Source organism: Pseudomonas artemisiae, assembly GCF_057128685.1.
In genome coordinates, this window is sequence record NZ_JBSKHS010000002.1 from 263,261 (window position 1) to 286,482 (window position 23,222).

A 23,222-nucleotide genomic window follows, 5' to 3' on the forward strand; every position below is an offset into this window, starting at 1 on the left:
ACTCCTACAGGGGCACGCGTTCGGAGCCTCAGGCCCATGCTAAACACGATCCTTCCGATGCTGCTGCTGGCTGCCGTGGCGCTTACCTTACTGGGCGCTGTTCGGCGCGTAGGGTTATGGCGCCAGGGGCGCCAGGCTAAGGTCAACCTGTTGGGTGGGTTATTGGCCATGCCCCGGCGTTACCTGGTAGACCTTCACCATGTGGTTGCGCGGGACCGTTATATCTCCAATACCCACGTGGCGACCGCTGGCGGCTTTGCTGTGGCGGCGCTACTGGCCATCGCCGTACATGGGTTCGGGCTGCATAACCAGGTGCTAGGTTATGCCTTGCTGCTGGCCACGACGGTAATGTGCTGCGGCGCGTTGTTCGTTTACAAGCGCCGTATCAACCCGCCGGCGCGCCTGTCCAAAGGGCCCTGGATGCGGTTGCCCAAAAGCCTGCTGATGTTCTCGGCCAGCTTCTTTATCGCAACCTTGCCGGTTGCCGGTGTGTTGCCAGCGGACTTTGGCGGTTGGGTGCTGGCTGTGGTACTCACCTTGGGTGTGCTGTGGGGAGTGAGTGAGCTCTTCCTGGGCATGACTTGGGGTGGCCCGCTCAAGCATGCCTTCGCTGGCGCATTGCACCTGGCCTGGCATCGTCGACCCGAGCGGTTTGGCGGCGGGCGCTCCAGCGGCTTGAAGGCCCTGGACCTGACCGACCGTACCTTGCCCCTGGGCGTAGAGAAGCCCGAAGATTTTACCTGGAATCAACTGCTGGGCTTTGATGCCTGTGTGCAATGCGGCCGCTGTGAAGCCATGTGCCCCGCGTTCGCTGCTGGCCAGCCGTTGAACCCGAAAAAACTTATTCAGGACATGGTCGTAGGCCTGGCCGGCGGTACCGATGCACGCTTTGCCGGCAGCCCTTATCCCGGGAAGCCCATTGGCGAGCACGGTGGTAATGCCCATCAGCCCATCGTCAGCGGCCTGGTGGAAGCCGACACCCTCTGGGCCTGCACCACGTGCCGGGCCTGCGTGGAAGAGTGCCCGATGATGATCGAACACGTGGACGCCATCGTCGACATGCGTCGCCATCTCACCCTGGAAAAAGGCGCCACCCCCAACAAGGGCGCCGAGGTGCTGGAAAACCTGATCGCCACCGACAACCCCGGTGGCTTTGCGCCGGGTGGCCGGCTGAACTGGGCCGCCGACTTGGACCTGCCCGTGTTGGCTCAGGTCAAGCAGGCCGAGGTGGTGTTCTGGGTAGGCGATGGCGCCTTCGACATGCGTAACCAGCGCACCCTGCGCGCGTTCGTGAAGATTCTCAAAGCCGCTGCGGTCGACTTCGCCGTGCTGGGCCTGGAAGAACGCGACAGCGGCGACGTGGCGCGGCGGCTGGGTGATGAGGCCACCTTCCAACAGCTGGCCAAGCGCAACATTGACAGCCTGGCGCAGTACCGCTTCAGCCGCATCGTGACCTGCGACCCCCACAGCTTCCATGTGCTCAAGAACGAATACGGCGCCTTGGGCGGCCATTATCACGTGACCCACCACAGCGGGTATATCGCCGAACTGATGGCCGCCGGGCGCTTGAACACCGAAGCGCACCAAGGCGCTAGCGTGACCTACCACGACCCCTGCTACCTGGGCCGTTACAACGGCGAGTACGAGGCGCCTCGGCAGGTATTGCGCGGGCTGGGCATCGAGGTGAAAGAGATGCAGCGTTCCGGCTTTCGGGCTCGCTGCTGTGGCGGCGGGGGTGGCGCGCCCATTACTGACATTCCCGGCAAACAGCGAATTCCCGATATGCGTATGAATGACATCCGTGAAACCGGAGCTGAAGTGGTGGCCGTGGGCTGCCCTCAATGCACCGCCATGCTCGAAGGCGTGGTGGCGCCGCGCCCGGTAATCAAAGACATCGCCGAACTGGTGGCCGAAGCATTGATAGAGGCACCCGCGCCTGCCGCCAAGACGCAACGCCCGGCGCCACAGCGTGAACTGGAGCAGGTAAGCGAATGAGCGACATTACTCGCAAAGACCCCCACGCGGCGTGGATCGCTCGTAACCGCCTGCATCCGCTACATGCCACGTTGCAAACGCAACAGGCACGTTGGACCGGCCCTTCTGGGATTACCCGGAAAAACCCCCATGCGGTGGGGTTTATCGGCCCTGCCGGCATTCGCCGCATCGATCGCAGCGGCGCTGAGCAGGGCGGCAGCGTCAAACGCTTGGCCACTGCCGAAGCACCTAAGCCCCTGCATCGGGTAATGGAGCCGGCGTTCTACCTGGCGGTAGTGCCAGATATGATCGGCGGCCGGCTGACGGCTCATGACCGTGACTTATTGGGCCTGGCTCACCAGTTAGCCGGCAGCGAGGGTGCGGTGCTGGCGGTGGTATTCGGGGAACATAAGGAAACGGCATTCGATACCGCAGGCGTGGACCGCTTGCTGCTGCTAGACGGCCAGGAGTATGCAGGCTACGCGCCAGAGCAGCGCACCCAAGCCTTGCAGGCGGTGCATCAGGCCTTCAGCCCTCGGCATTGGTTGTTTCCGGACAGCCGTGACAGCGGCGCGGAAACCGGCCGACGCTTGGCGGCGCGCTTGGGCGAACGCCCGGCCACGCGAGTATGGCAAGTGAAGGACGGCCTGTGCACCCGGCGCGCCGGTGCGGGCCAGCAAGACCTCATCCAGCCTTTGCCACGGCTGATCTTGGCAGTGGCCGAATGTGCCGAGCCTGTGGACGACACTCGCCATGAAGCCTTGCCGGTAAGCCTGACAGGCGCGGTGGCGCGCATGTTGCCGCGTATCGAGGATGGCGGCGCGGTAGCGGTAGACCCGGCCGCGGTGCCCATGGCGGAGTCTGAATTTATTGTGTCTGGCGGCAACGGCGTAAAGGATTGGCCGTTGTTTCACCGGGCGGCACTTATCTTGGGCGCCACCGAAGGCGCGTCGCGGGTAGCGGTAGACGATGGCTTTATGACCCGAGACCGCCAGGTGGGCGCCAGTGGTACCTGGATCACGGCCAGGGTGTATGTGGCGGTGGGGATCTCGGGCGCTATCCAGCACCTGCAAGGCATCGCCACCTGCGACAAGGTGATCGCGGTCAACATGGACCCGAGTTGCGACATGATCAAACGCGCGGACCTAGCCATCGTGGGCGACAGCGGCCAGATACTGCAGGCGCTAATCGAGGCCGTGAACGCCTGGCGCAATGGCGCTAACCGTAATGCTGCCTGAGGCCTGCCCTATGAACAGCAAGATCGTCACGCTGGTATCGGTCGGGGCCCACCCCAGCTCGGGCCGGCCCCGTCGCGCCGAACAGGATGCACGCGCCGTGGAGTTGGGCTTGGCCCTGGCTGGCGATGCCCTGGAGGTACTGCATGTGGGTGATATCGCCGAACCCGCGCTGAGGGATTACCTAGGCATGGGCTTGCTCAGCCTGCAGGTGCTTGAGCAACCCCAAGGCGCGGATGCCTTGCCTGCGCTGGTGGAGTACCTGCAAGACGCAGGCGTACAGATGGTGCTCACCGGCAGCCAAGCCGAGACCGGGGAGGGCTCGGGCTTGTTGCCTTACCTGCTGGGGGAGCGCCTGGGCTGGCCAGTGGTAACGGGGTTGGCTCAAATAGAGCGCATTGAGAACGGCATGGCTCAGGTGCTGCAAGCGCTGCCTAGGGGCCAGCGTCGACGGCTCAGTGTACGGCTGCCCTTGGTGGCCACCGTGGACAACGCCGCGCCCAAGGCCCGGCAAAGTGCCTACGGCCCCGCCCAGCGTGGTGCGTTGCAACTCCATGAGGTCGAGGTAGTAGCCGACCCATTGCTACAAGAGGCCACGCTGCAACCGGCCAAACCTCGCCCCAAGCGCCTTAAGGTGATCAAGGCTAAAAGCGGCGCCGACCGTATGAAGGCAGCCACCGCCAAGGCCTCCGGCGGCGGGGGGCAGGTGCTCAAGGGCGTAAGTGCCCAAGAAGGCGCCCAAGCGATCCTCAAGCTATTGGTGGAGGAGGGTGTAGTGCGCTAAAGCGGGTGTGGGCCCGGGCAAAGCCCAGAACTTAAAAGCTCATGCTAGCCGTAAGCCTCATGGTGCGCGGCGCTCCAACATTCACCTGCAAATCGCTGCTGCCAGTGCTGGAGGGGTAATACTCACGGTTGAACAGGTTGTCCACGTTCAACTGTAGCCTGGTCTGGTACCCGGTGGTGGGCAGGTCCCAGCGCAGGAAGGCATCAGCCACGGTGTAGCTGCTCATCCAATAACTGTTGGCGTTATCGCCGGCCCGCTCGCCCACATAGCGCGCGCCAGCGCCTGCGTGCCATTGGCCGGTGCGTTCAGGGGCCGCCACGTGGTGGCTCAGGTACAGGCTGGCGGTGTGTTTGGGCGCGTTGTTCAGGCGATGCCCTTCGTTGGTACGGTCTTCAAGGATTCGCGTGTGGGTATAGGCGTAGGTACCGATCATCTCCCAGCGCGGCGCCAGTTGGCCGGTGATATCCAGTTCGAGCCCTCGAGAACCCACCTTGCCCGCTGCGTCTGCGGGTGTATCCGTACCCGTTACGGCGGGATTTACCACATTGGTCTTCTCGATATTGAACAGCGCCAGGTTCATATTGAGCGCCTTCGATGGGGTGTACTTCGCACCCACCTCATAGCTGCGGCCTTCTTCAGGGTCGAAGGTTTTTCCGCTGTCGTCAACCGTGTCATTGGGCACGAACGAGCGGCTGTAGTTGCCATACAAGGCCCAAGCCTCATTGGGCTGATACACCAAGCCGGCAAAGGGGATAAACGCGTCGCCGTTATCGTCGCGGTTCAGTGCCCGCTTTGCGCCTAGCCCCTGGTCGCTGAACTGGTCGTAATGTTGCTGGCGCGCGCCGAACACGGCGATCCAGCGCTCGTTCAAGTGCCAGTTATCCTTGAAGTACACCGAGGTGGACGTTAGCTGGTTGCGCAGGTTGCTGGTGGTATCGCTCACCGCGCTGGGTTCGGCCAGGTTGCCGTAGGTAGGGTAGTAAATATCAAAGCCCGCCCTGGCACTGTTGCGGTAGGTCTTGCCGCGGTATTTGTCACTGGCTTCGTTGTCGATGCCTACCAATAGATCGTGGCGCTGGCCCAATAGCCGCTGTTCGCCGATGAAGTCCAAGCTGGTGTAGCGAGTCTCGTAATCGTAATGGCCGCCGTTCGCCTGGCGCGTCAGGGTGCTGCCGGCCAGTTTCGTGGGCTGGGCGATGGCCAGGCTATAGCGGTCGTTGTTCCAGCCGTAGGTGGCGCGAGCTTTCCAGTCATCGGTGAGTTGGTACTCAAAACGCGCCTGGGCGGATTGTGAAATGCCTACGGTTTTCGCCCATTTTTCATCCAGGCGTTTGTGGTAGCTGACGTTCGCTGGGTGCCCACTCACGAATACCGTGCCGCGGTCAAAAGGGCTGCTGTAATCGTTGTACTCATAAGCCAACGTCAAGCTAGCGCGGTCCCCCGTCCAGGTCAGCGAAGGTGCTACCAGGGTGTGTTCGTTAGCGCCGTAGTTACGCCAGTAATCCTCATGGCCTCGTTCGGCAATCAAGCGATAGGCCAGGCCAGTTTCGCCCAGGGAGCCTGTGGTATCCACGCCCAGGCTGCCGCCGCCCTCGCTGAAGGCGGAGCCGGTGAGGGTGGTGCTTTGCACATACTCAGGCTGCTTGCTAATGATATTGATCAGCCCGCCGGGGTCCAGCGCGCCATACAACAAAGAGGCCGGGCCTTTGAGTACTTCAACGTGGTCCGTGGTGGCGCTGAGGTTATGCCCCACCACCGAGCGCACGCCATCATGCAGGATGGAGCCGTCGTCGTTGGTACCAAAACCGCGCTTGACCAAGGCGTCCTTGGTGTTGCCCAGGGTATTGCCCTGGGACACGCCGCTAACGAACTTCAAGGCGTCGTCCAGGGACTGGGCGCGGTAATCCTGCAAGGTTTGTTGAGTGACTACGCTGATGCTTTGCGCTTCGTCGCGAATGGGCACCTCGGCTTTGCTGGCCGTGCTGGCCTGGTTGCGTGCATAACCGCTGGGCTCTGTGACGGCGCTGTCCTGGATCTGAATCGTACCTAGCTCTACCGTAGCGGCGTCTGCTTGAGCAAACGTTGCGAAAGTAGCGAGAGCTAGCGCACACAATGCGAATGGGGATTTCGAGGAGGGAAAGAACATAAAAGCAAGGTGCCCGATAAAAATCTGTCAATGCGAACGATTCTAATTTGAATATCGCACGCAGCCTAGATAAATCCCACCGAAAACAGCTGCCACCTGACAAAACTGCCAGCTTGTACGCACTCTTAATACCCTTCAGGCTCTGGAAAGTCTTTGTAGGAATTGCCATGACCACCTTGTTACTGGGCGTAGAGTTAAACGGCAGCGTGCACAAACGGTTACAAGGCGCCATGGCGCGCCCTATAGCGTATTTACCCTTTGGCCATTGCGCCGAGGCTGGCATCGGCGCCTCTGCCTTTACTGGGCAGTGGCTGGAGCCAGCGAGCAGGGTATACCTGACAGGTAACGGGTATCGTGCTTACCTTCCGCGCCTGGCACGGTTCATTCAACCCGATAGGTACAGCCCCTTCCTGAAAGGGGGGTTGAATGCTTACGCTTATTGCGCGGCAGACCCCGTGAACCGCATTGACAAATCGGGGGCCAGTTTCACGGCGTTGATAATCGGTACACTGATTGGGGCTCTTGGAACGACCACCCTGCATGCTGCCACCTTGGGTAGTAAGAGCACAAAGGCTACGCCCCGAGCCACGGCGGCAGGTCTTCGCTTGGGGCTGGTCGCAGGCTTGGTGTCAATCGCATCTACTATCGCCGCTGGCACTCTGCCCGATAACCAGTGGCCACAAAACGTATTGAAATGGATCAGCATAGGCCTTGTTGCTACCTCGGCATCTTTGAGGTTTTACGCCCTTGCACCTGCGCTCCACGAAGCAGGTGCTAGAAGGGTACTCGGTAGGGTAGTAGGCTGGCGAAGCGATAGACATGCCCCAGCCACTGCCAATACCTATAGGGCCCGGGTAGAGGGTCGCCCCTAGGCCGCCCGGCTGTACGTGTACGGTGTCGAGATAGCGGCTATTCGTGAGCCACAACACCCTTTAAATAAGGCGCTGCTTCCGCACCCAGGTTATTGAGCATCCGCTCGCTGTACCAGTCGATGAAATTCACCACCCCAAATTCATAGGTTTGGGAGTAGGGCCCAGGCTGGTAAGCGGTCGAGTTGATGCCGCGCTGGTTTTCCTCGGCCAGGCGGCGGTCCTGGTCATTGGTGGCGTCCCACACTTGGCGCAGGCGGGCAGGGTCATAATCCACGCCTTCCACGGCATCCTTGTGCACCAGCCATTTGGTGGTGACGATGCTTTCCTGGGCGCTGATGGGCCACACCGTAAACACGATTACATGGTCGCCCATGCAGTGGTTCCAGGCATGGGGCAGGTGCAAGATGCGCATGGAACCCAGGTCCGGGTTCTTGATACGGCCCATCAGCTTGTTGCAGCCAGGCTTGCCGTCCATGGTCATGGAAACCGTGCCTTTGAGCAGCGGCATGCGCACGATGCGGTTACGCAGGCCGAAACTGGCATGCAGGTAAGGGATTTTTTCCGCGTCCCAGGCCGCCGCGGATTCGGCCACATGGTCCTTGAAGGCCTGGCTGGCGCGGGGATCGTTGGTGTCGTCCCACTCCAGCAGGCTATTGAGCAACTCGGGGTGCGAGCCGTTGCAGTGGTAGCACTCGCGGTTGTTCTCGATCACCAGTTTCCAGTTGGCTTTCTCACGCAAGGTGGTTTGTACCGCTACCTTGGTGTTTTCCATGTCGTAGGGCTCCATGTAATGGCCCAGGGTGTGGAGAAATTCATCGATGGCCGGTGGAGTGACGGCCAGGCTGATAAAAATGTAACCGCCCGCGCTTTTCACATGCACCGGCTTCAGGCCATACGCTTTCATGTCGAACTCGCTGCCCATTTCACTGCCAGCGAACAGCAAGCGGCCGTCCAGTTCATAGGTCCACTGGTGGTAAGGGCACACCAACTTGGCCACCTTGCCCTTTTCACCCGTGCACAGCCGCGAACCGCGGTGGCGACACACGTTATGGAAAGCATGAATAGCGTCATTCGCACCGCGCACTACCACGATAGGGTTCTTGCCGATTTCCAGCGTAAGGTAATTGCCCTTCTTTGGGATCTCACAGGTCATGCCCGCGATCAGCCACTCCTTGTGGAAAATTTCCTGCATATCGATTTCGAACACACGCTCGTCGCTGTAAAACGGCTGTGGTAACGAAAATGTGCGCTCCCGGGTTTGCAGCATATGTGCCGTGGCGTTGCGCGCCGGCTCTAGCGGATCGCCGAGGCTCAAGGTCTGGGTAACATCCATCGTGTTCATCCTCTAGGCCGGCGCGCCGGCGAACATAGGCTGTAGGGGAGCGCGTAGCGCTTTACGGGGCGAGGCAACCTTATCCAAAAGCTGCGCCGCAATGGGGTGGAGTGTGCTTGGGCGGCGCGCCAGAACCTTATCCATGGGCGACATAGCCCGATCCGTTTCCGACGGCGCAACCCAGCCCTGGCAAGGCTGGTCGCCATAAGCATGCCGATGTCGCGAACAGGTAAGACCCGCCCCATGGCGCCCCGCAGAATCCCCGCAAAGGCCGGTGGTCGGCTGTGGAGGAACATGCATGTCCAGTAGCTTCCTAAACCCGGTGAACACCCAGACGTGGGCCAACGGTCGTCATGTAGTGCGGTGCGTCAAGGTGATTCAGGAAACCTGGGATGTGCGGACCTTCTGTTTCATGGCCGACCAGCCGGTGATGTTCTTCTTCAAGCCGGGGCAGTTCGTCACCCTGGAGCTGGAAATCGATGGGCAGGCGGTGATGCGTTCCTACACCATCTCCAGCGCGCCCTCGGTGCCTTACAGTTTCTCCATTACCATCAAGCGTGTGCCGGGTGGGCGGGTATCCAACTGGCTACACGACACCCTCCATGAGGGCCAAGAGCTGGCGGTGCATGGGCCGGTGGGGCTGTTCAATGCCATCGACTACCCCTCGGAAAAAGTCCTCTACCTCAGTGGAGGGGTTGGCATCACGCCGGTGATGTCCATGGCCCGTTGGTTCTATGACACCAATGCCAACGTGGACATGATTTTCGTACACAGCGCCCGTTCCCCCAAGGACATCATTTACCAGCGCGAACTGGAGCATATGGCGGCGCGCATCCCTAACTTCGCATTGCACGTGATTTGCGAGAAACACGGCTTGGGTGAGCCGTGGGCGGGCTATCGTGGCTACCTTAACCTACCCATGCTGGAGCTGATGGCCGCGGACTTTCGTGAGCGCGAAGTGTTCTGTTGTGGGCCCACGCCCTATATGCAAGCGGTCAAGCGCCTGTTGGAACAAAGCGGCTTCGATATGCGCCGCTACCACGAAGAATCCTTCGGCGCCACGCCGGCCGATGCCCGCGCCGACGCTGTGGAGCAGGCCGAGCAAGCCGCCGATGCGCCTGAGGTGCCAGCCTCGGAACTGCACCAGGTGGAATTCGTGGACACCGGCAAGAGCATCCGGGTCAGCCCCGGCGAAACCGTGCACGCCGCTGCCGCCAAGCTTGGGCTGACCATTCCCAAGGCCTGTGGCATGGGCATCTGCGGTACCTGCAAGGTGCTCAAGCTCAGTGGCGAGGTAGAGATGGAACACAATGGCGGCATCACCGAGGACGACGAAGCCGAAGGCTACATTCTGGCGTGCTGCAGCGTGCCGAAAGGGGATGTGCAAATCGAGTACTGAACCACCTGGCAAGACCGTCCGTCCAGTGCGAGGTTTTGTGGGGAACCTCACACTTTTCTGCCAGTCCATCGCCCAACGCGCAGTGTTGAACCCTTTTCATTTACCTGGTTACCTGTCTTCGCGCTGGCGAGGCGCGCGCTTTTTTCTTATCGTACGCGCCATTCATATTTACCCCTGGTTTCGAGTACCCCCCCATGTTGGAAGCATCCCTTAACAAACTAGAAGCACTGGTTGGTCAACTGCTGGAGCAAAACCGTCAATTGGTAGAGGTGAACGGCAAGCTGAGCGCGGAATTGGCTCAGGCGCGGGATGAGAACGATAGCCTGCAGCTCAGCCTGCTGGAGCAAGAAGAACAGCAAGGCGCCACCGCGGCCCGTATCCAGGCGTTGATCGAACGGGTCAGCCCCGAGCCGGTTGGCGCATGAGCCAGAACACGACCCGGGTGGTCGAGATCCTCGGCAACGACTACACCTTGCGCGCCCCAGCCGATCAGGAAGAAACCCTGTTCGAAGCGGCCATGATGCTCAAGGCAAGCTTGGCGGACACCAAGAAAAAGCACCCCACTTTGTTAGGTGATCGGCTGCTGGTGCTTACGGCCATGAACATCTGCTCCCAACTGCTCGAAGCCCGTCGTGAGCACCGTCAGGCCATTGCTGAGTACGAACAAAAAGTGGACGCCACCGTGGCGCATTTGGAGCGCACCGTGGGCCGCGCGGCGGACTGATCGGGTAAGGGTTTAGGGCGCTGCTTTACGGTGCCTTGGCTACACGGTGGTATTGGACCCGGTCGCGGCCAAGGCCGGCTGCTACGGGGCCCTGGTCATACCAGGGTATTGAACCTGATCGCGGCCAAGGCCGGCTGCTACGGGGCCCTGGTCATACCAGGGTATTGAACCCGATCGCGGCCAAGGTCGGCTGCTACGATCATTACAGCTTCACCCTTACCGCGTAGACGCGCCGACTACTTCCCTGATCGCCTCCGCCAATTCCCGCACACGGGTTTCACGGGTGTCCCACGAGCACATAAAGCGCGCCCCGCCGCCAATGAAGGTATAAAACCGCCAGCCTTGGTTGCGCAGGGCTGCGATGGCAGGCTCCGGCATGGTCAGGAACACCCCGTTGGCCTCCACCGGGAACATCAGGCTCACCCCTGGGATGCCCTGTACCAGGTCGGCCAGCAGGCGCGCGCAGGCATTGGCATGTTGCGCATGGCGTAGCCAGGCGTCGTTCTCCAGCAGGCCAACCCAAGGGGCGGACAAAAAGCGCATCTTCGACGCCAGTTGCCCGGCCTGCTTGCAGCGGTAGTCGAAGTCCTCGGCCAGCGCCTTGCGGAAGAACAGAATCGCTTCACCCACTGCCATGCCGTTCTTGGTACCGCCAAAGCACAGCACATCCACGCCGGACTTCCAGGTCAACTGCGCCGGGCTGCAACCTAGGGACGCACAGGCGTTGGCGAAACGGGCGCCATCCATATGCAGGCTCAGGCCCAGTTCCTTGCAGGTGGCGCTGATGGCTTGCAGCTCGGTCGGGTGATACAGCGTACCCACCTCGGTAGCTTGGGTAAGGGTGACGACCCGCGGCTTGGGGTAGTGGATGTCCTGGCGCTTTAGGGCCACCTCGCGGATGGCCTCGGGCGTGAGCTTGCCGGCCTCGCTGCGGGCGGTCAGCAACTTGGAGCCGTTGGAGAAAAACTCCGGCGCGCCGCATTCATCGGTTTCCACATGGGCCGTGTCCGAGCAGATTACGCTGTGATAGCTCTGGCACAACGCCGACAGCGCCAACGAGTTCGCCGCCGTGCCGTTGAAGGCAAAGAACACTTCACACTCAGTCTCGAACAGGCGCCGAAAATGGTCCGACGCTCGCGCCGTCCAGTCATCTTCGCCATAGGCGCGCTGATGGCCTTGGTTGGCGGCCTCCATCGCTGCCCACGCTTCGGGGCAGATGCCCGAGTAGTTATCGCTGGCGAACTGTTGGGTTTTGTCGTGCATGAGATTTCCCTAATCGTTGACCCGGCTACTGTACGCCGGGTGGGGGGATAGGGGTATGGGTGAGGGCAGCGAAGCGTTAGCTAACGTCACCCGGACTACATTCGTTTGAGCTCAGGTAATGGCGAAGGCAGACTTTGGGAAAATTCCCCAGTCTTCTTGGGAAACGCCCTACAGCGTTTCCGCCGTCCATTGGTTAGCGGTTAGCGTTGATAAAACCTAAAAGTAGCCTCCCATGAGCACGACGCTTTCCACACTGTTATTCCTAGTGCTCACTGCCGACGCGCTGCTCGTATTTCTTATCCCCGTGATGATCTATGCCCTCACCGGCAGCTTGGCACTGTCAGGCCTTACATTTGCTATGGCCTGGCTACCGCGTATTGTCATTTCGCCTTTGGTCGGCGCAGCCATTGACCGCTGGGGCGTGAGATTGGTTTCTGTCGTATCTGACGCGGCCAAGCTAAGTGGGTGCGTGGGGGCGATAGCTGTACTCTTGAGTGAACCCAAGCCCCTTGTAGTGACCTTGGCAGGTGGGGTTTTGAGTGGGCTGGTAGCCATCGGCAATGCGCAAAGTTTGATTGCCTACGAAAAGATGATCGCCCTGGCGAGCAAGGCCATAGACCGCGACTTCAATTTACTGTGCCGGGTCGACCAATTAGCGATGGTGGCAGGGCCGCTACTGGGTTTTATTGGGTTCACGGCAGGTGCTGTGAGTTTGTTGAGCGTGGCTGCGGTGATGTACGCCATCAATGGAGGTTGTTATTTCTTTAGCCGTTCCATACCCAAAAACCCGCACATTGAGCCCATAAGTGGCGAACCAGCCAGCGTCGGCAATGTAAGGCTGATTTTGCTTACGCCCTTGCTGTTGGCTTCGGTGATGTTGGCGGTCGGCAACAATGCCTTTGATGGGTTGGTGGAGGCCAGCGCGGTAGCCTTGATCGACCGTGCCATGCAACTGCCTGTCGAGTATTTCGCCTTTGTAGATATCTGTGCGGGATTGTGTGGCGTGGCAGCGACGTTGCTGTACCCACGCTTTGCCCAGGCCGCTACCCCCGTGCGGTTGTTTGTAAGTGCTGCGCTGATTACCAGTACGGCTAGTGCCTTGATGATTGCCGCACAGGGCCATTTGGTAGGTTTTCTAGCGCTTCATGCCATAAACGTGGGCGGGAAGGTATTTGTCTTCAACTTCACTCGCAACCTGCGCATCCGCCTTGTGCCAACCCACCGTCTGGCTGGGGTGTCCTCGTTGATGACGCTAATGAATCAAGCCGTACTCCCAATGGTAGGGCTGGCCCTGTATGCCATGGGTGAGCGCACTTCCATGGTCTCGATGCTGATGGCCCTGGCGATTGGTATCAGTGTGTTGGCGACCTATCGTATTTATCGGTTGATGCAGGCAAGCCCCCCTTTGTCGTAATCGCGCCGCTGCGTGGCGCCCATAGGCATCTGGCGCATTGGGCCCGGCCCTACCATCGTTGTCATTGCACCGACAACAAGGCGCCGCTCGCGCTGGGAGATCCGCGATGTTCAGCAAGCAAGACCAGATTCAGGGATATGACGATGCACTGCTGGCGGCGATCAATGCCGAGGAGCAGCGGCAGGAAGACCATATCGAGCTGATCGCGTCGGAGAACTACACCAGCAAGCGGGTGATGCAAGCCCAGGGCAGCGGCCTGACCAACAAGTACGCCGAAGGCTACCCCGGCAAGCGTTACTACGGTGGTTGCGAATACGTAGACCAAGTAGAGCAACTGGCCATCGACCGCGCCAAGGAATTGTTCGGCGCAGGCTATGCCAATGTGCAGCCCCACTCGGGTTCCCAGGCCAATGCCGCCGTGTACCTGGCGCTGTTGCAGGCGGGCGACACCGTGTTGGGCATGAGCCTGGCCCATGGCGGGCACCTGACCCACGGTGCCAAGGTGAGCTTCTCGGGCAAGCTGTACAACGCCGTGCAATATGGTATCGACACGGCCACCGGGCTGATCGACTACGACGAAGTCGAGCGCCTGGCGGTGGAGTGCAAGCCAAAGATGATCATCGCGGGCTTTTCTGCCTACTCCAAAACCTTGGATTTCCCACGCTTTAGGGCGATTGCCGACAAGGTAGGGGCGTACCTGTTCGTGGACATGGCCCATGTGGCCGGCCTGGTGGCGGCAGGGCTGTACCCCAACCCCTTGCCCTATGCCGACGTGGTGACCACCACCACCCACAAAACCCTGCGCGGGCCTCGGGGTGGGCTGATCCTGGCGCGAGCCAACGAAGCGCTGGAAAAGAAACTCAACGCCGCGGTATTCCCTGGTGGCCAGGGCGGCCCGCTGATGCATGTGATCGCCGCCAAGGCCGTGTGCTTCAAGGAAGCGCTGGAGCCAGGCTTTAAGGCCTACCAGCAGCAGGTGATCGACAACGCTCAGGCTATGGCCGGGGTCTTTATCGAGCGCGGCTACGATGTCATTTCGGGTGGCACCGATAACCATTTGTTCCTGGTCAGCCTGATCCGCCAGGGGCTCACCGGCAAGGCCGCCGACGCCGCCTTGGGGCGTGCCCATATCACCGTGAACAAGAACGCCGTGCCTAATGACCCGCAGTCACCGTTCGTGACGTCTGGCCTGCGCATCGGCACCCCAGCGGTGACCACCCGTGGCTTCAAGGTGGAACAGTGCCAAAGGCTGGCAGGCTGGATATGCGACCTTCTCGACAACCTCGGCAACACTGACCTGGAGGCCACCATCGCCGCCGAGGTCACCCAACTGTGCGCCGAATTCCCGGTTTACCGCTGAGCTGGAGTACCGATCATGCAGCGCTATTCAGGCTTTGGCCTTCTCAAGCACTCCCTCAGCCACCACGAAAACTGGCAGCGCATGTGGCGCACGCCCACGCCCAAACCCGTCTACGACGTGGTGATCGTGGGCGGTGGCGGCCACGGGCTGGCCACGGCTTACTACCTGGCCAAGGAGCACGGCATCACCAATGTGGCCGTGATCGAAAAAGGCTGGCTGGGTGGCGGTAACACCGCCCGCAACACCACCATTGTGCGCTCCAACTACCTGTGGGATGAATCCGCCCGCTTGTACGAACACGCCATGAAGCTCTGGGAAGGGCTGTCTCAAGACATCAACTACAACGTGATGTTTTCCCAGCGCGGGGTCTACAACCTGTGCCACACCTTGCAGGACATTCGCGATTCGGAGCGACGGGTAAGCGCCAACCGCCTTAATGGCGTGGATGGCGAATTGCTTAACACCGCTCAAGTGGCTGAAGAAATTCCTTACCTGGATTGTTCGAAAAACACCCGCTATCCTGTGCTGGGCGCGACAGTGCAGCGCCGTGGCGGCGTGGCCCGACATGACGCCGTGGCCTGGGGTTATGCCCGGGCCGCCGATGCCTTGGGTGTGCACTTGATTCAAGAAACCGAAGTGATCGGTTTTCGCAAAGAGAACAACACCGTCACTGGCGTGGAGACCAATAAAGGCTTTATCGGCGCCAAGCGTGTGGGTGTGGTTACCGCAGGCAACTCCGGGCATATGGCCCGCCTGGCGGGCTTCCGCCTGCCGCTCGAATCCCACCCGTTGCAGGCGCTGGTGTCCGAACCCCTCAAGCCGATCATCGACAGCGTGATCATGAGTAATGCCGTACACGGCTACATCAGCCAGTCCGACAAAGGCGACCTGGTCATAGGCGCGGGGATCGACAGCTGGCTCGGTTATGGCCAGCGCGGTTCATATCCGGTGATCGAACACACCTTGCAGGCCATTGTGGAGATGTTCCCAGTGTTGTCGCGGGTGCGCATGAACCGCCAATGGGGCGGCATCGTCGACACCTGCCCCGACGCCTGCCCGATCATTTCCAAAACCCCTGTGACCAACCTGTTCTTCAACTGCGGTTGGGGCACCGGCGGGTTCAAGGCCACGCCGGGCTCGGGTAACGTGTTCGCCGCCAGCTTGGCCAAGGGCGAAATGCACCCGCTGGCCAAGCCGTTTTCCATCGACCGCTTCCACACCGGGGCGCTGATCGACGAGCACGGCGCCGCCGCTGTCGCCCACTAACAGGAGGCCCACCCTATGTTGCAGATCTTCTGTCCCCATTGCGGCGAACTGCGCTCCGAAGAAGAGTTTCATCCTGCTGGCCAGGCGCACATTCCCCGGCCCCTGGACCCTGCTGCCTGCTCGGATGCCGAGTGGGGCGAGTACATGTTCTTCCGCGACAACCCCCGAGGCATTCACCACGAACTGTGGGACCACACCGCCGGCTGCCGCCAATACTTCAACGTAACCCGCGACACCGTGACCTACGAGATTTTCGAAACCTACAAGATTGGCGAGCAGCCACAGGTCACCGCCAAGCCAATGGCGGCCGTACCTGAAAGCGCGGCGCGGGAGGAATAGCATGAGCCAAGTCAATCGCTTGCCCACGGGCGGCCGCATCGATCGCGCCAAAACACTCTCGTTCACCTTCAACGGGCAAACCTACGCAGGCTTCGAGGGCGATACCCTGGCGTCGGCCCTGCTGGCCAATGGGGTGGACATTCTCGGCCGTAGCTTCAAGTACTCAAGGCCGCGCGGCATCGTGGCCGCGGGCGCCGAAGAGCCCAATGCCGTGCTGCAGATCGGCTCTACCGAAGCGACCCAGATCCCTAACGTGCGGGCCACCCAGCAGGCGCTGTACAACGGCCTGGTGGCCACCAGCACCAACGGCTGGCCGAACGTCAACAGCGACATGATGGGCATACTGGGCAAGGTAGGCGGCAAGCTGATGCCGCCAGGCTTCTACTACAAGACCTTTATGTACCCTAAGTCTTTCTGGATGACGTACGAAAAGTACATTCGCAAGGCGGCGGGCCTGGGCCGTTCACCCACCGAGAACGACCCCGACAGCTACGACTACATGAACCAGCATTGCGATGTGCTGGTGGTAGGCGCGGGGCCTGCTGGCCTGGCCGCTGCCTTGGCCGCCGCGCGCAGTGGTGCCCGGGTGATCGTGGCGGACGAGCAGGAAGAGTTCGGCGGTTGCCTGCTGGACACCCGGGAAACCCTCGATGGCCAACCGGCCAGCGAATGGGTAGCCAAGGTTGTTGCCGAGTTGGCCGAGCTGCCTGGGGTGACCTTGCTGCCGCGGGCCACGGTCAACGGCTACCACGATCATAACTTCCTCACCATTCACCAGCGCCTGACTGACCACCTGGGTGACCGTGCGCCGATCAGCCTGGTGCGCCAGCGGGTGCATCGGGTGCGCGCGGGCCGGGTAGTACTGGCCACCGGCACCCACGAGCGCCCCTTGGTGTATGGCAATAACGACGTACCGGGCAATATGCTCGCCGGTGCCGTGTCGGTATACCTGCGCCGTTACGGTGTAGCGCCGGGCAAGAAACTGGTGCTCTCTACCAACAACGACCATGCCTACCGCGTGGTGCTGGACTGGATCGACGCAGGCCTCATCGTTGTAGGGGTGGCTGATGCCCGGCCTAACCCACGTGGCGCGCTGGTGGAAGAAGCCCGCGCCCGGGGCGTGCGCATTCTGACCGGCAGCGCGGTCATCGAGGCCCGTGGCATCAAGCGTGTGAGTGGTGCCCGGGTAGCGGCCATCGATACCAAGGCCATGAAGGTATTGAGCAACGGCGAGTGGCTCGATTGCGACCTGATCGTCAGCTCCGGTGGCTATAGCCCAGTAGTGCACCTGGCCTCGCACTTGGGTGGGCGGCCTGTATGGCGTGAAGACATTCTCGGCTTCGTGCCTAGCGAAGCGCCCCAGAAGCGCGTGTGCGTAGGTGGCATCAACGGCGTGTTCAGCCTGGCCGATGCCTTGGCCGATGGCTTCGAAGGTGGGGCGCGGGCAGCGGCAGAAGGGGGGTTCAAGATCGTCGAGGGTGTGGTGCCAGCCGTGCGCACCGTTGCCGAAGAAGCGACCCTAGCGCTCTTCCAAGTGCCCCACGACCGGCCCAGCGCTCGTGCGCCTAAACAGTTCGTGGACATGCAAAACGACGTGACCGCCGCGGGTATCGAGCTAGCGACCCGCGAAGGTTTCGAGTCGGTGGAGCACGTGAAGCGCTACACCGCCTTGGGCTTCGGCACCGATCAGGGCAAGCTGGGCAATATCAACGGGCTAGCTATCGCCGCGCGCAGCCGGGGTATCAGCATTCCCGAGATGGGCACCACGATGTTCCGCCCCAATTACACCCCGGTGACCTTTGGCGCCGTGGCCGGGCGCCATTGTGGCCACCTGTTCGAGCCGGTGCGCTTTACCGCGCTGCATGCCTGGCATGTGAAGCAAGGCGCCGAATTCGAAGACGTAGGCCAATGGAAGCGGCCCTGGTATTTCCCCCGCACCGGCGAGAGCCTGCATACGGCGGTACTGCGCGAATGCAAAGCCGTGCGCGAAAGCGTGGGCCTGCTGGATGCCTCCACCCTGGGCAAGATCGACATCCAAGGGCCGGATGCCCGGGAATTCCTCAACCGCGTGTACACCAACGCCTGGACCAAGCTGGACGTGGGCAAGGCGCGCTATGGGCTGATGTGCAAGGAAGACGGCATGGTCTTCGACGACGGTGTGACCGCCTGCCTTGCCGATAATCACTTCCTGATGACCACCACCACCGGCGGCGCTGCCCGCGTGCTGCAGTGGCTGGAGCTGTACCACCAGACCGAATGGCCAGACCTAAAGGTGTATTTCACGTCGGTTACGGATCACTGGGCCACGCTCACGCTCTCAGGCCCTAATAGCCGCAGACTGTTGAGCCAGGTCACCGATATCAACCTGGATAAAGACGCCTTCCCCTTTATGACCTGGCAGGAAGGCACGGTGGCAGGCGTTCCAGCGCGGGTGTTCCGGATTTCCTTCACCGGCGAGCTTTCCTACGAGGTGAACATCCAGGCCGATTACGCCATGGGCGTACTCGAAGCCATCGCCGAGGCCGGTAAAGCTTACAACCTCACCCCTTACGGCACCGAGACCATGCACGTTCTGCGCGCCGAGAAGGGCTTTATCATCGTGGGCCAGGACACTGACGGTTCGGTGACCCCGGACGACCTCAACATGGGCTGGTGCGTGGGCCGTAGCAAAGCCTTCTCTTGGATCGGCTGGCGCGGCATGAACCGCGAAGACTCCTTGCGGGAGAACCGCAAGCAACTGGTAGGGCTCAAGCCGGTGGACCCGAACCGCGTACTACCCGAAGGCGCGCAACTGGTATTCGACCCCAAGCAGCCCATCCCCATGGACATGGTTGGCCATGTGACCTCCAGCTACATGAGCCCCACCCTGGGCCGTTCCTTCGCCATGGCGGTGGTCAAGGGCGGGCTTAAGCGCATGGGTGAGAAGGTGTGGGCGCCCATGGCCGACGGCAGCGCCATCGAGGCAGAGATTTGCGCCTCGGTATTCGTGGACCCTAAAGGCGAGCGCCAGAACCTATGACCGACCGCGGCCACCATTCCTGTTTTGAAGGGCGATGACATGAGCACAGCCAACGTTTACCAACAGCGCCCCCAGGGCGCGGTACCCGCTGAGTCCCCGCTGCACCATGCCGGCTTGTCGAGCTTGGCTGGCAGAGGCCCCGCGGGTGCCGGCATTACCTTGCGTGAGAAAGCCTTGCTGGGCCACCTCACGCTGCGCGGCGATGGCCATGACGCGGCCTTTGCTGGCGGCGTGCATAAGGTGCTGGGTTTGGAGTTGCCCACGGCACTGACCGTGGTGGGCAGTGGCGATACCACACTGCAATGGCTGGGCCCGGATGAGTGGCTGTTTATCTGCCCCCGTGGCGAAGAATTCGAAGCCGAACAGCGCCTGCGCGAAGCCCTGGCCGGGCAGCACATTCAGGTGGTCAACGTCAGTGGCGGGCAAAGCGTGCTGGAGCTTAGGGGCCCTAAGGTGCGCGAGTTGCTGATGAAGTCCACCAGCTACGACGTACACCCCGATAACTTCCCCGTGGGTAAGGCCGTTGGCACCGTGTTCGCCAAGTCTCAGCTGGTCATTCGGCACATGGCCGAAGACACCTGGGAGCTGGTGATCCGCCGCAGCTTTGCCGATTACTGGTGGCTGTGGTTGCAGGACGCCAGTGCTGAGTATGGGCTAGCTGTGGTGGAATGACTGGCTTATGCCTCTGTAGGAGCGAGCGCCAGCTCGCGAACAACTGATCTACCCAATTCGCGAGCTATCGCTCGCTCCTACGGGTTTTTAATTGGAGAACACCATGAGCCGTGCCCTTGATACCTGGATTCTCGCTGCCGACTGCCCCAGCCGGCTTGGCACGGTGGATGCGGTGACCCGCTACCTGTTCGAGCAGGGTTGTTACGTTACCGAGCATCATTCTTTCGATGACAGGCTCTCGGCGCGGTTTTTCATTCGCGTGGAGTTTCGCCAGCCAGAGGGTTTCGACGAGCAAGGCTTCAGGGCAGGGTTGGCCGAGCGGGTAGAGGGCTTTGGCATGCGCTTCGAGCTTACCGCCCCGCAATACCGGCCCAAGGTAGTGATCATGGTGTCCAAAGCCGATCACTGCCTAAACGACTTGCTCTACCGCCAGCGCATTGGCCAGTTGCCCATGGACGTGATGGCGGTGGTTTCCAACCACCCAAACCTCGAACCCCTGGCGCGCTGGCACGGCATTGATTACCACCATTTCCCCCTCGACCCTGCCGACAAGCCGGCGCAAGAGCGCAAGGTGATGGACGTGGTCGACGCCACAGGCGCAGAGCTGGTTATCCTCGCCCGCTATATGCAGGTGCTGTCACCGGAACTGTGCCGCCGCCTGGATGGCTGGGCCATCAATATTCACCACTCCCTGCTGCCAGGGTTCAAGGGCGCCAAGCCCTATCACCAGGCCTATAACAAGGGCGTGAAACTGGTGGGCGCCACGGCGCACTACATTAACAACGACCTGGACGAAGGGCCCATCATCGCCCAGGGCGTGGAAGCGGTAGACCATGCCCACTATGCCGAAGACCTGGTTGCCAAAGGCCGCGACATCGAATGCCTGACCCTGGCCCGCGCGGTGGGCTACCACATCGAGCGGAGGGTATTTCTCAACGCAAACCGCACGGTCGTGCTTTAGCGTCAAACCGTAGGCGCGAACACAGCTCGCGAACCGACTACCACGCGGTAAAGGGTGGTAGCCGATTCGCAGGCTTCGCCAGCACCTACCGCTAAAAACAACAACAACTAGAGGTGAACGAACATGGCTGACAATCGTGGCGTGGTGTACCTAGGGGCCGGTAAGGTCGAGGTGCGGAACATTGCTTACCCGAAGATGCAGGACCCGCGCGGGCGCAAGATCGAGCACGGGGTGATTCTACGGGTGGTGTCTACCAACATCTGTGGCTCGGACCAGCACATGGTCCGTGGCCGTACCACCGCCCAAGTGGGGCTGGTGCTGGGCCATGAAATCACCGGCGAGGTGATCGAAAAGGGCAGCGACGTGGAGCACCTGCAAATCGGCGACCTGGTGTCCGTGCCCTTTAACGTGGCTTGCGGGCGCTGCCGCTCGTGCAAGGAGCAACACACCGGCGTGTGCCTGACCGTGAACCCTGCGCGAGCCGGTGGCGCCTATGGCTATGTGGACATGGGCGACTGGACCGGTGGCCAAGCCGAGTACGTGCTGGTGCCTTATGCAGACTTCAACCTGCTCAAGCTACCCAATCGTGACAAAGCCATGGAGAAAATCCGAGACCTTACCTGCCTGTCGGACATTCTGCCCACCGGCTACCACGGCGCCGTCACGGCAGGTGTAGGCCCCGGCAGCACTGTGTACGTGGCAGGCGCTGGCCCCGTCGGCCTGGCGGCCGCTGCCTCGGCACGCCTCTTGGGCGCGGCCGTGGTGATCGTAGGTGACGTAAACCCCACCCGGTTAGCGCATGCCAAATCAGTAGGCTTTGAGATCGCCGACCTGTCCCAGGACACCCCGCTGCATGAACAGATCGCCAGCCTGTTGGGCGAGCCAGAAGTGGATTGCGCCGTCGACGCCGTTGGCTTCGAAGCCCGCGGCCACGGCCACTCCGGCGCCCAACACGAGGCGCCCGCCACCGTGCTCAACTCCCTGATGCAAGTGACCCGCGTGGCTGGGAAAATTGGCATCCCAGGGCTGTATGTCACCGAAGACCCCGGCGCCAAGGACGCCGCCGCCAAGGTCGGTGCGCTGAGCATCCGCTTCGGCCTGGGCTGGGCCAAGTCCCACAGCTTCCACACCGGCCAAACCCCGGTCATGAAATACAACCGTCAGTTGATGCAGGCCATTATGTGGGACCGCATCAATATCGCCGAGGTAGTAGGGGTACAGGTAATTAACCTGGATCAGGCGCCCCAAGGGTATGGGGAATTCGATGCGGGCGTGCCGAAGAAGTTTGTGATTGATCCGCATAAGTTGTTTAGCGCGGCGTAGGGACTATAAGCGCCAATAGCAAGCGACCCGACCTAGGCAAAGCAACAACATGTTGGCTCGGTCGGGTTTAACCCCTATTAATTACATAATAATTGTTGAAGCCTTCGTAGTGATCACGACCACCTCGGCCAGTTTGCAGAATGCCGTCAGAGCACTGTTGATGAGACGCGCCAAATAAATAGTGGTTTGTTTGCATAATTACTTCATGCGTATAGCTAATAATTTTTCACGGTGCTTCCTTATGGTGTTTCCGACGTTAACGAGGCGTAAAATAAACGGGCTGATATGAAATATCAGGAAGTCCATCCTCGGCGTAAGATTTTTTGATTACAAAAATTTTTTTCCGCTGAGCTCTGCTGGAAAATCTGCTACCTATATCAGGTGCTATCTTCCTAAGCTTCTGAGGGTTCAGATGTACGCTATCAACTGTTCCGATGTATGATTTGGTTTTCAGTCTGGTCAGGTCTGCTATCGTTTGTCCTATTGAATTTCCCGAAGCTGAAGTCTGACCGGAGTAACATATTATGGTTCTTGCTGAGCTGTAATGGTTGAACTCAATGCCTGAGTTCACCAGTAAACCATGTAATGCCTGGGCGTCGGTGCGTTTTTTATTAATCCTTATGTATGTTTCGCCATTGCGTAATCCGCCATGTGCCTGAATATTGAGTACGGGGCCTCCTTTGCTAGGAGTAGTAAATATGGTGACACCTTGAGAAACTACCTTCTTGTCGTAGATATTCCCGGCTTTTGGACTTAGGAACTTCGGAAAGTCATCAAGCATGGAAGCCAATAATTTGAAAGGCTGGGGTGTTTCGCCTGTCCTGTCATGATAATTTATCGGGTCCATTAATGCATAGTTATAACTATTTGAGCAATTGGGTTCGAAGGGGCTAAGTCCATCTGGTTGTATGAAGCGCATCAATGTTGGAGAGTAGGTTCGTTTACCATTGCCCAGGCAGTAGTATCCGTTGCCGTATTCCCTATGTTCACCTGTAAAGGCCATTTTTCGAGCCATGGCAGGCAGGAAGCCAAATGGGGAGTAGTTGTGCGTGAAAATTTTTTTAGCTGATGGCAGCGAATAAGTCACAGAGGAATCATGGTTGCACGCAAGAAGCTGGGCTTTCATAGTGGTTCATCC

The 23,222-nt window shown here is 60.4% G+C and carries 19 protein-coding genes; 15 read left to right on the top strand and 4 right to left on the bottom strand.

Going from position 1 to position 23,222, the window contains the following annotated elements; translation table 11 throughout:
- Window positions 1-36 precede the first annotated feature (36 nt).
- The 3 genes from dgcB to etfB are packed head-to-tail and all read left to right on the top strand — an operon-like array spanning window position 37 to window position 3,993.
- On the top strand, window positions 37-1,995 hold the full coding sequence (gene dgcB / locus ACWKV4_RS03845) for a dimethylglycine demethylation protein DgcB (protein ID WP_483831016.1): 1,959 nt from the start codon (window positions 37-39) through the stop codon (window positions 1,993-1,995).
- Window positions 1,992-3,212 (top strand): electron transfer flavoprotein subunit alpha, encoded by a 1,221-nt coding sequence (etfA, locus tag ACWKV4_RS03850; RefSeq protein ID WP_483831015.1) that lies wholly within the window; start codon window positions 1,992-1,994, stop codon window positions 3,210-3,212. The genes dgcB and etfA overlap by 4 nt, the downstream gene beginning before the upstream one ends.
- Window positions 3,213-3,222: 10 nt before the next feature.
- On the top strand, window positions 3,223-3,993 hold the full coding sequence (gene etfB / locus ACWKV4_RS03855) for an electron transfer flavoprotein subunit beta (RefSeq protein WP_483831014.1): 771 nt from the start codon (window positions 3,223-3,225) through the stop codon (window positions 3,991-3,993).
- Between the two features lie 31 nt (window positions 3,994-4,024).
- Here etfB and ACWKV4_RS03860 read toward each other — a convergent pair whose 3' ends face one another.
- The gene (locus ACWKV4_RS03860; RefSeq protein ID WP_483831013.1) at window positions 4,025-6,139 is read right to left on the bottom strand and encodes a TonB-dependent siderophore receptor; all 2,115 of its coding nucleotides are present in this window, start codon (window positions 6,137-6,139) and stop codon (window positions 4,025-4,027) included.
- 230 nt (window positions 6,140-6,369) lie between these two features.
- Here ACWKV4_RS03860 and ACWKV4_RS03865 point away from each other — a divergent pair, with 230 nt between their 5' ends.
- Window positions 6,370-7,011 carry an RHS repeat-associated core domain-containing protein gene (locus ACWKV4_RS03865; protein ID WP_483839542.1) on the top strand — a complete coding sequence of 214 codons (642 nt, stop codon included), beginning with the start codon at window positions 6,370-6,372 and terminating at the stop codon, window positions 7,009-7,011.
- A 37-nt stretch (window positions 7,012-7,048) separates the two neighbouring features.
- Here ACWKV4_RS03865 and gbcA read toward each other — a convergent pair whose 3' ends face one another.
- A complete protein-coding gene (gbcA, locus tag ACWKV4_RS03870; RefSeq protein WP_483831011.1) occupies window positions 7,049-8,344 on the bottom strand; it encodes a glycine-betaine demethylase subunit GbcA in 1,296 nt (431 codons plus the stop codon).
- 298 nt (window positions 8,345-8,642) lie between these two features.
- On the opposite strand from gbcA, the gene gbcB reads away from it, so the two are divergent.
- From gbcB to zapA, 3 genes are all read left to right on the top strand, one after another.
- Window positions 8,643-9,743: a glycine-betaine demethylase subunit GbcB gene (gene gbcB, locus ACWKV4_RS03875; protein ID WP_483831010.1), complete on the top strand. Its 1,101-nt coding sequence runs from the start codon at window positions 8,643-8,645 to the stop codon at window positions 9,741-9,743.
- A gap of 194 nt (window positions 9,744-9,937) precedes the next feature.
- Complete coding sequence (locus ACWKV4_RS03880; RefSeq protein ID WP_483831009.1) at window positions 9,938-10,168, top strand: hypothetical protein; 231 nt, start codon at window positions 9,938-9,940, stop codon at window positions 10,166-10,168.
- A complete protein-coding gene (zapA, locus tag ACWKV4_RS03885; RefSeq protein ID WP_483831008.1) occupies window positions 10,165-10,467 on the top strand; it encodes a cell division protein ZapA in 303 nt (100 codons plus the stop codon). The genes ACWKV4_RS03880 and zapA overlap by 4 nt, the downstream gene beginning before the upstream one ends.
- A 216-nt stretch (window positions 10,468-10,683) precedes the next feature.
- Here the strand turns inward: zapA and ACWKV4_RS03890 are convergent, their stop codons facing one another.
- Window positions 10,684-11,730 carry a threonine aldolase family protein gene (locus ACWKV4_RS03890; protein ID WP_483831007.1) on the bottom strand — a complete coding sequence of 349 codons (1,047 nt, stop codon included), beginning with the start codon at window positions 11,728-11,730 and terminating at the stop codon, window positions 10,684-10,686.
- A 232-nt stretch (window positions 11,731-11,962) separates the two neighbouring features.
- Here ACWKV4_RS03890 and ACWKV4_RS03895 point away from each other — a divergent pair, with 232 nt between their 5' ends.
- From ACWKV4_RS03895 to fdhA, 8 genes are all read left to right on the top strand, one after another.
- Window positions 11,963-13,144 carry an MFS transporter gene (locus ACWKV4_RS03895; protein ID WP_483831006.1) on the top strand — a complete coding sequence of 394 codons (1,182 nt, stop codon included), beginning with the start codon at window positions 11,963-11,965 and terminating at the stop codon, window positions 13,142-13,144.
- 106 nt (window positions 13,145-13,250) lie between these two features.
- Complete coding sequence (glyA, locus tag ACWKV4_RS03900; RefSeq protein WP_483831005.1) at window positions 13,251-14,504, top strand: serine hydroxymethyltransferase; 1,254 nt, start codon at window positions 13,251-13,253, stop codon at window positions 14,502-14,504.
- Between the two features lie 15 nt (window positions 14,505-14,519).
- Window positions 14,520-15,770: a sarcosine oxidase subunit beta family protein gene (locus ACWKV4_RS03905; RefSeq protein WP_483831004.1), complete on the top strand. Its 1,251-nt coding sequence runs from the start codon at window positions 14,520-14,522 to the stop codon at window positions 15,768-15,770.
- Window positions 15,771-15,785: 15 nt separating this feature from the next.
- Complete coding sequence (locus tag ACWKV4_RS03910; protein ID WP_483831003.1) at window positions 15,786-16,109, top strand: sarcosine oxidase subunit delta; 324 nt, start codon at window positions 15,786-15,788, stop codon at window positions 16,107-16,109.
- 1 nt (window position 16,110) lies between these two features.
- Window positions 16,111-19,128, top strand: coding sequence for a sarcosine oxidase subunit alpha (locus ACWKV4_RS03915; RefSeq protein ID WP_483831002.1), 3,018 nt, complete (start codon window positions 16,111-16,113; stop codon window positions 19,126-19,128).
- Window positions 19,129-19,167: 39 nt separating this feature from the next.
- Window positions 19,168-19,800 carry a sarcosine oxidase subunit gamma gene (locus tag ACWKV4_RS03920; protein WP_483831001.1) on the top strand — a complete coding sequence of 211 codons (633 nt, stop codon included), beginning with the start codon at window positions 19,168-19,170 and terminating at the stop codon, window positions 19,798-19,800.
- A 103-nt stretch (window positions 19,801-19,903) separates the two neighbouring features.
- Complete coding sequence (gene purU, locus ACWKV4_RS03925; protein ID WP_483831000.1) at window positions 19,904-20,761, top strand: formyltetrahydrofolate deformylase; 858 nt, start codon at window positions 19,904-19,906, stop codon at window positions 20,759-20,761.
- A 123-nt stretch (window positions 20,762-20,884) separates the two neighbouring features.
- Window positions 20,885-22,084, top strand: coding sequence for a formaldehyde dehydrogenase, glutathione-independent (gene fdhA / locus ACWKV4_RS03930; protein WP_483830999.1), 1,200 nt, complete (start codon window positions 20,885-20,887; stop codon window positions 22,082-22,084).
- 256 nt (window positions 22,085-22,340) lie between these two features.
- Here fdhA and ACWKV4_RS03935 read toward each other — a convergent pair whose 3' ends face one another.
- A complete protein-coding gene (locus tag ACWKV4_RS03935) occupies window positions 22,341-23,210 on the bottom strand; it encodes an RHS repeat-associated core domain-containing protein (protein ID WP_483830998.1) in 870 nt (289 codons plus the stop codon).
- Window positions 23,211-23,222: the final 12 nt, after the last annotated feature.

Bases quoted from the DNA above. Each gene is read 5' to 3' on its own strand.
- ACWKV4_RS03915 (WP_483831002.1), top strand. From the start codon at position 16,111: ATGAGCCAAGTCAATCGCTTGCCCACGGGCGGCCGCATCGATCGCGCC.
- ACWKV4_RS03860 (WP_483831013.1), bottom strand. From the start codon at position 6,139: ATGTTCTTTCCCTCCTCGAAATCCCCATTCGCATTGTGTGCGCTAGCT.
- ACWKV4_RS03895 (WP_483831006.1), top strand. From the start codon at position 11,963: ATGAGCACGACGCTTTCCACACTGTTATTCCTAGTGCTCACTGCCGAC.
- ACWKV4_RS03890 (WP_483831007.1), bottom strand. From the start codon at position 11,730: ATGCACGACAAAACCCAACAGTTCGCCAGCGATAACTACTCGGGCATC.
- etfB (WP_483831014.1), top strand. From the start codon at position 3,223: ATGAACAGCAAGATCGTCACGCTGGTATCGGTCGGGGCCCACCCCAGC.
- ACWKV4_RS03910 (WP_483831003.1), top strand. From the start codon at position 15,786: ATGTTGCAGATCTTCTGTCCCCATTGCGGCGAACTGCGCTCCGAAGAA.
- gbcA (WP_483831011.1), bottom strand. From the start codon at position 8,344: ATGGATGTTACCCAGACCTTGAGCCTCGGCGATCCGCTAGAGCCGGCG.
- fdhA (WP_483830999.1), top strand. From the start codon at position 20,885: ATGGCTGACAATCGTGGCGTGGTGTACCTAGGGGCCGGTAAGGTCGAG.
- zapA (WP_483831008.1), top strand. From the start codon at position 10,165: ATGAGCCAGAACACGACCCGGGTGGTCGAGATCCTCGGCAACGACTAC.
- purU (WP_483831000.1), top strand. From the start codon at position 19,904: ATGAGCCGTGCCCTTGATACCTGGATTCTCGCTGCCGACTGCCCCAGC.
- ACWKV4_RS03880 (WP_483831009.1), top strand. From the start codon at position 9,938: ATGTTGGAAGCATCCCTTAACAAACTAGAAGCACTGGTTGGTCAACTG.
- ACWKV4_RS03905 (WP_483831004.1), top strand. From the start codon at position 14,520: ATGCAGCGCTATTCAGGCTTTGGCCTTCTCAAGCACTCCCTCAGCCAC.
- gbcB (WP_483831010.1), top strand. From the start codon at position 8,643: ATGTCCAGTAGCTTCCTAAACCCGGTGAACACCCAGACGTGGGCCAAC.
- glyA (WP_483831005.1), top strand. From the start codon at position 13,251: ATGTTCAGCAAGCAAGACCAGATTCAGGGATATGACGATGCACTGCTG.
- ACWKV4_RS03865 (WP_483839542.1), top strand. From the start codon at position 6,370: ATGGCGCGCCCTATAGCGTATTTACCCTTTGGCCATTGCGCCGAGGCT.
- ACWKV4_RS03935 (WP_483830998.1), bottom strand. From the start codon at position 23,210: ATGAAAGCCCAGCTTCTTGCGTGCAACCATGATTCCTCTGTGACTTAT.
- etfA (WP_483831015.1), top strand. From the start codon at position 1,992: ATGAGCGACATTACTCGCAAAGACCCCCACGCGGCGTGGATCGCTCGT.
- dgcB (WP_483831016.1), top strand. From the start codon at position 37: ATGCTAAACACGATCCTTCCGATGCTGCTGCTGGCTGCCGTGGCGCTT.
- ACWKV4_RS03920 (WP_483831001.1), top strand. From the start codon at position 19,168: ATGAGCACAGCCAACGTTTACCAACAGCGCCCCCAGGGCGCGGTACCC.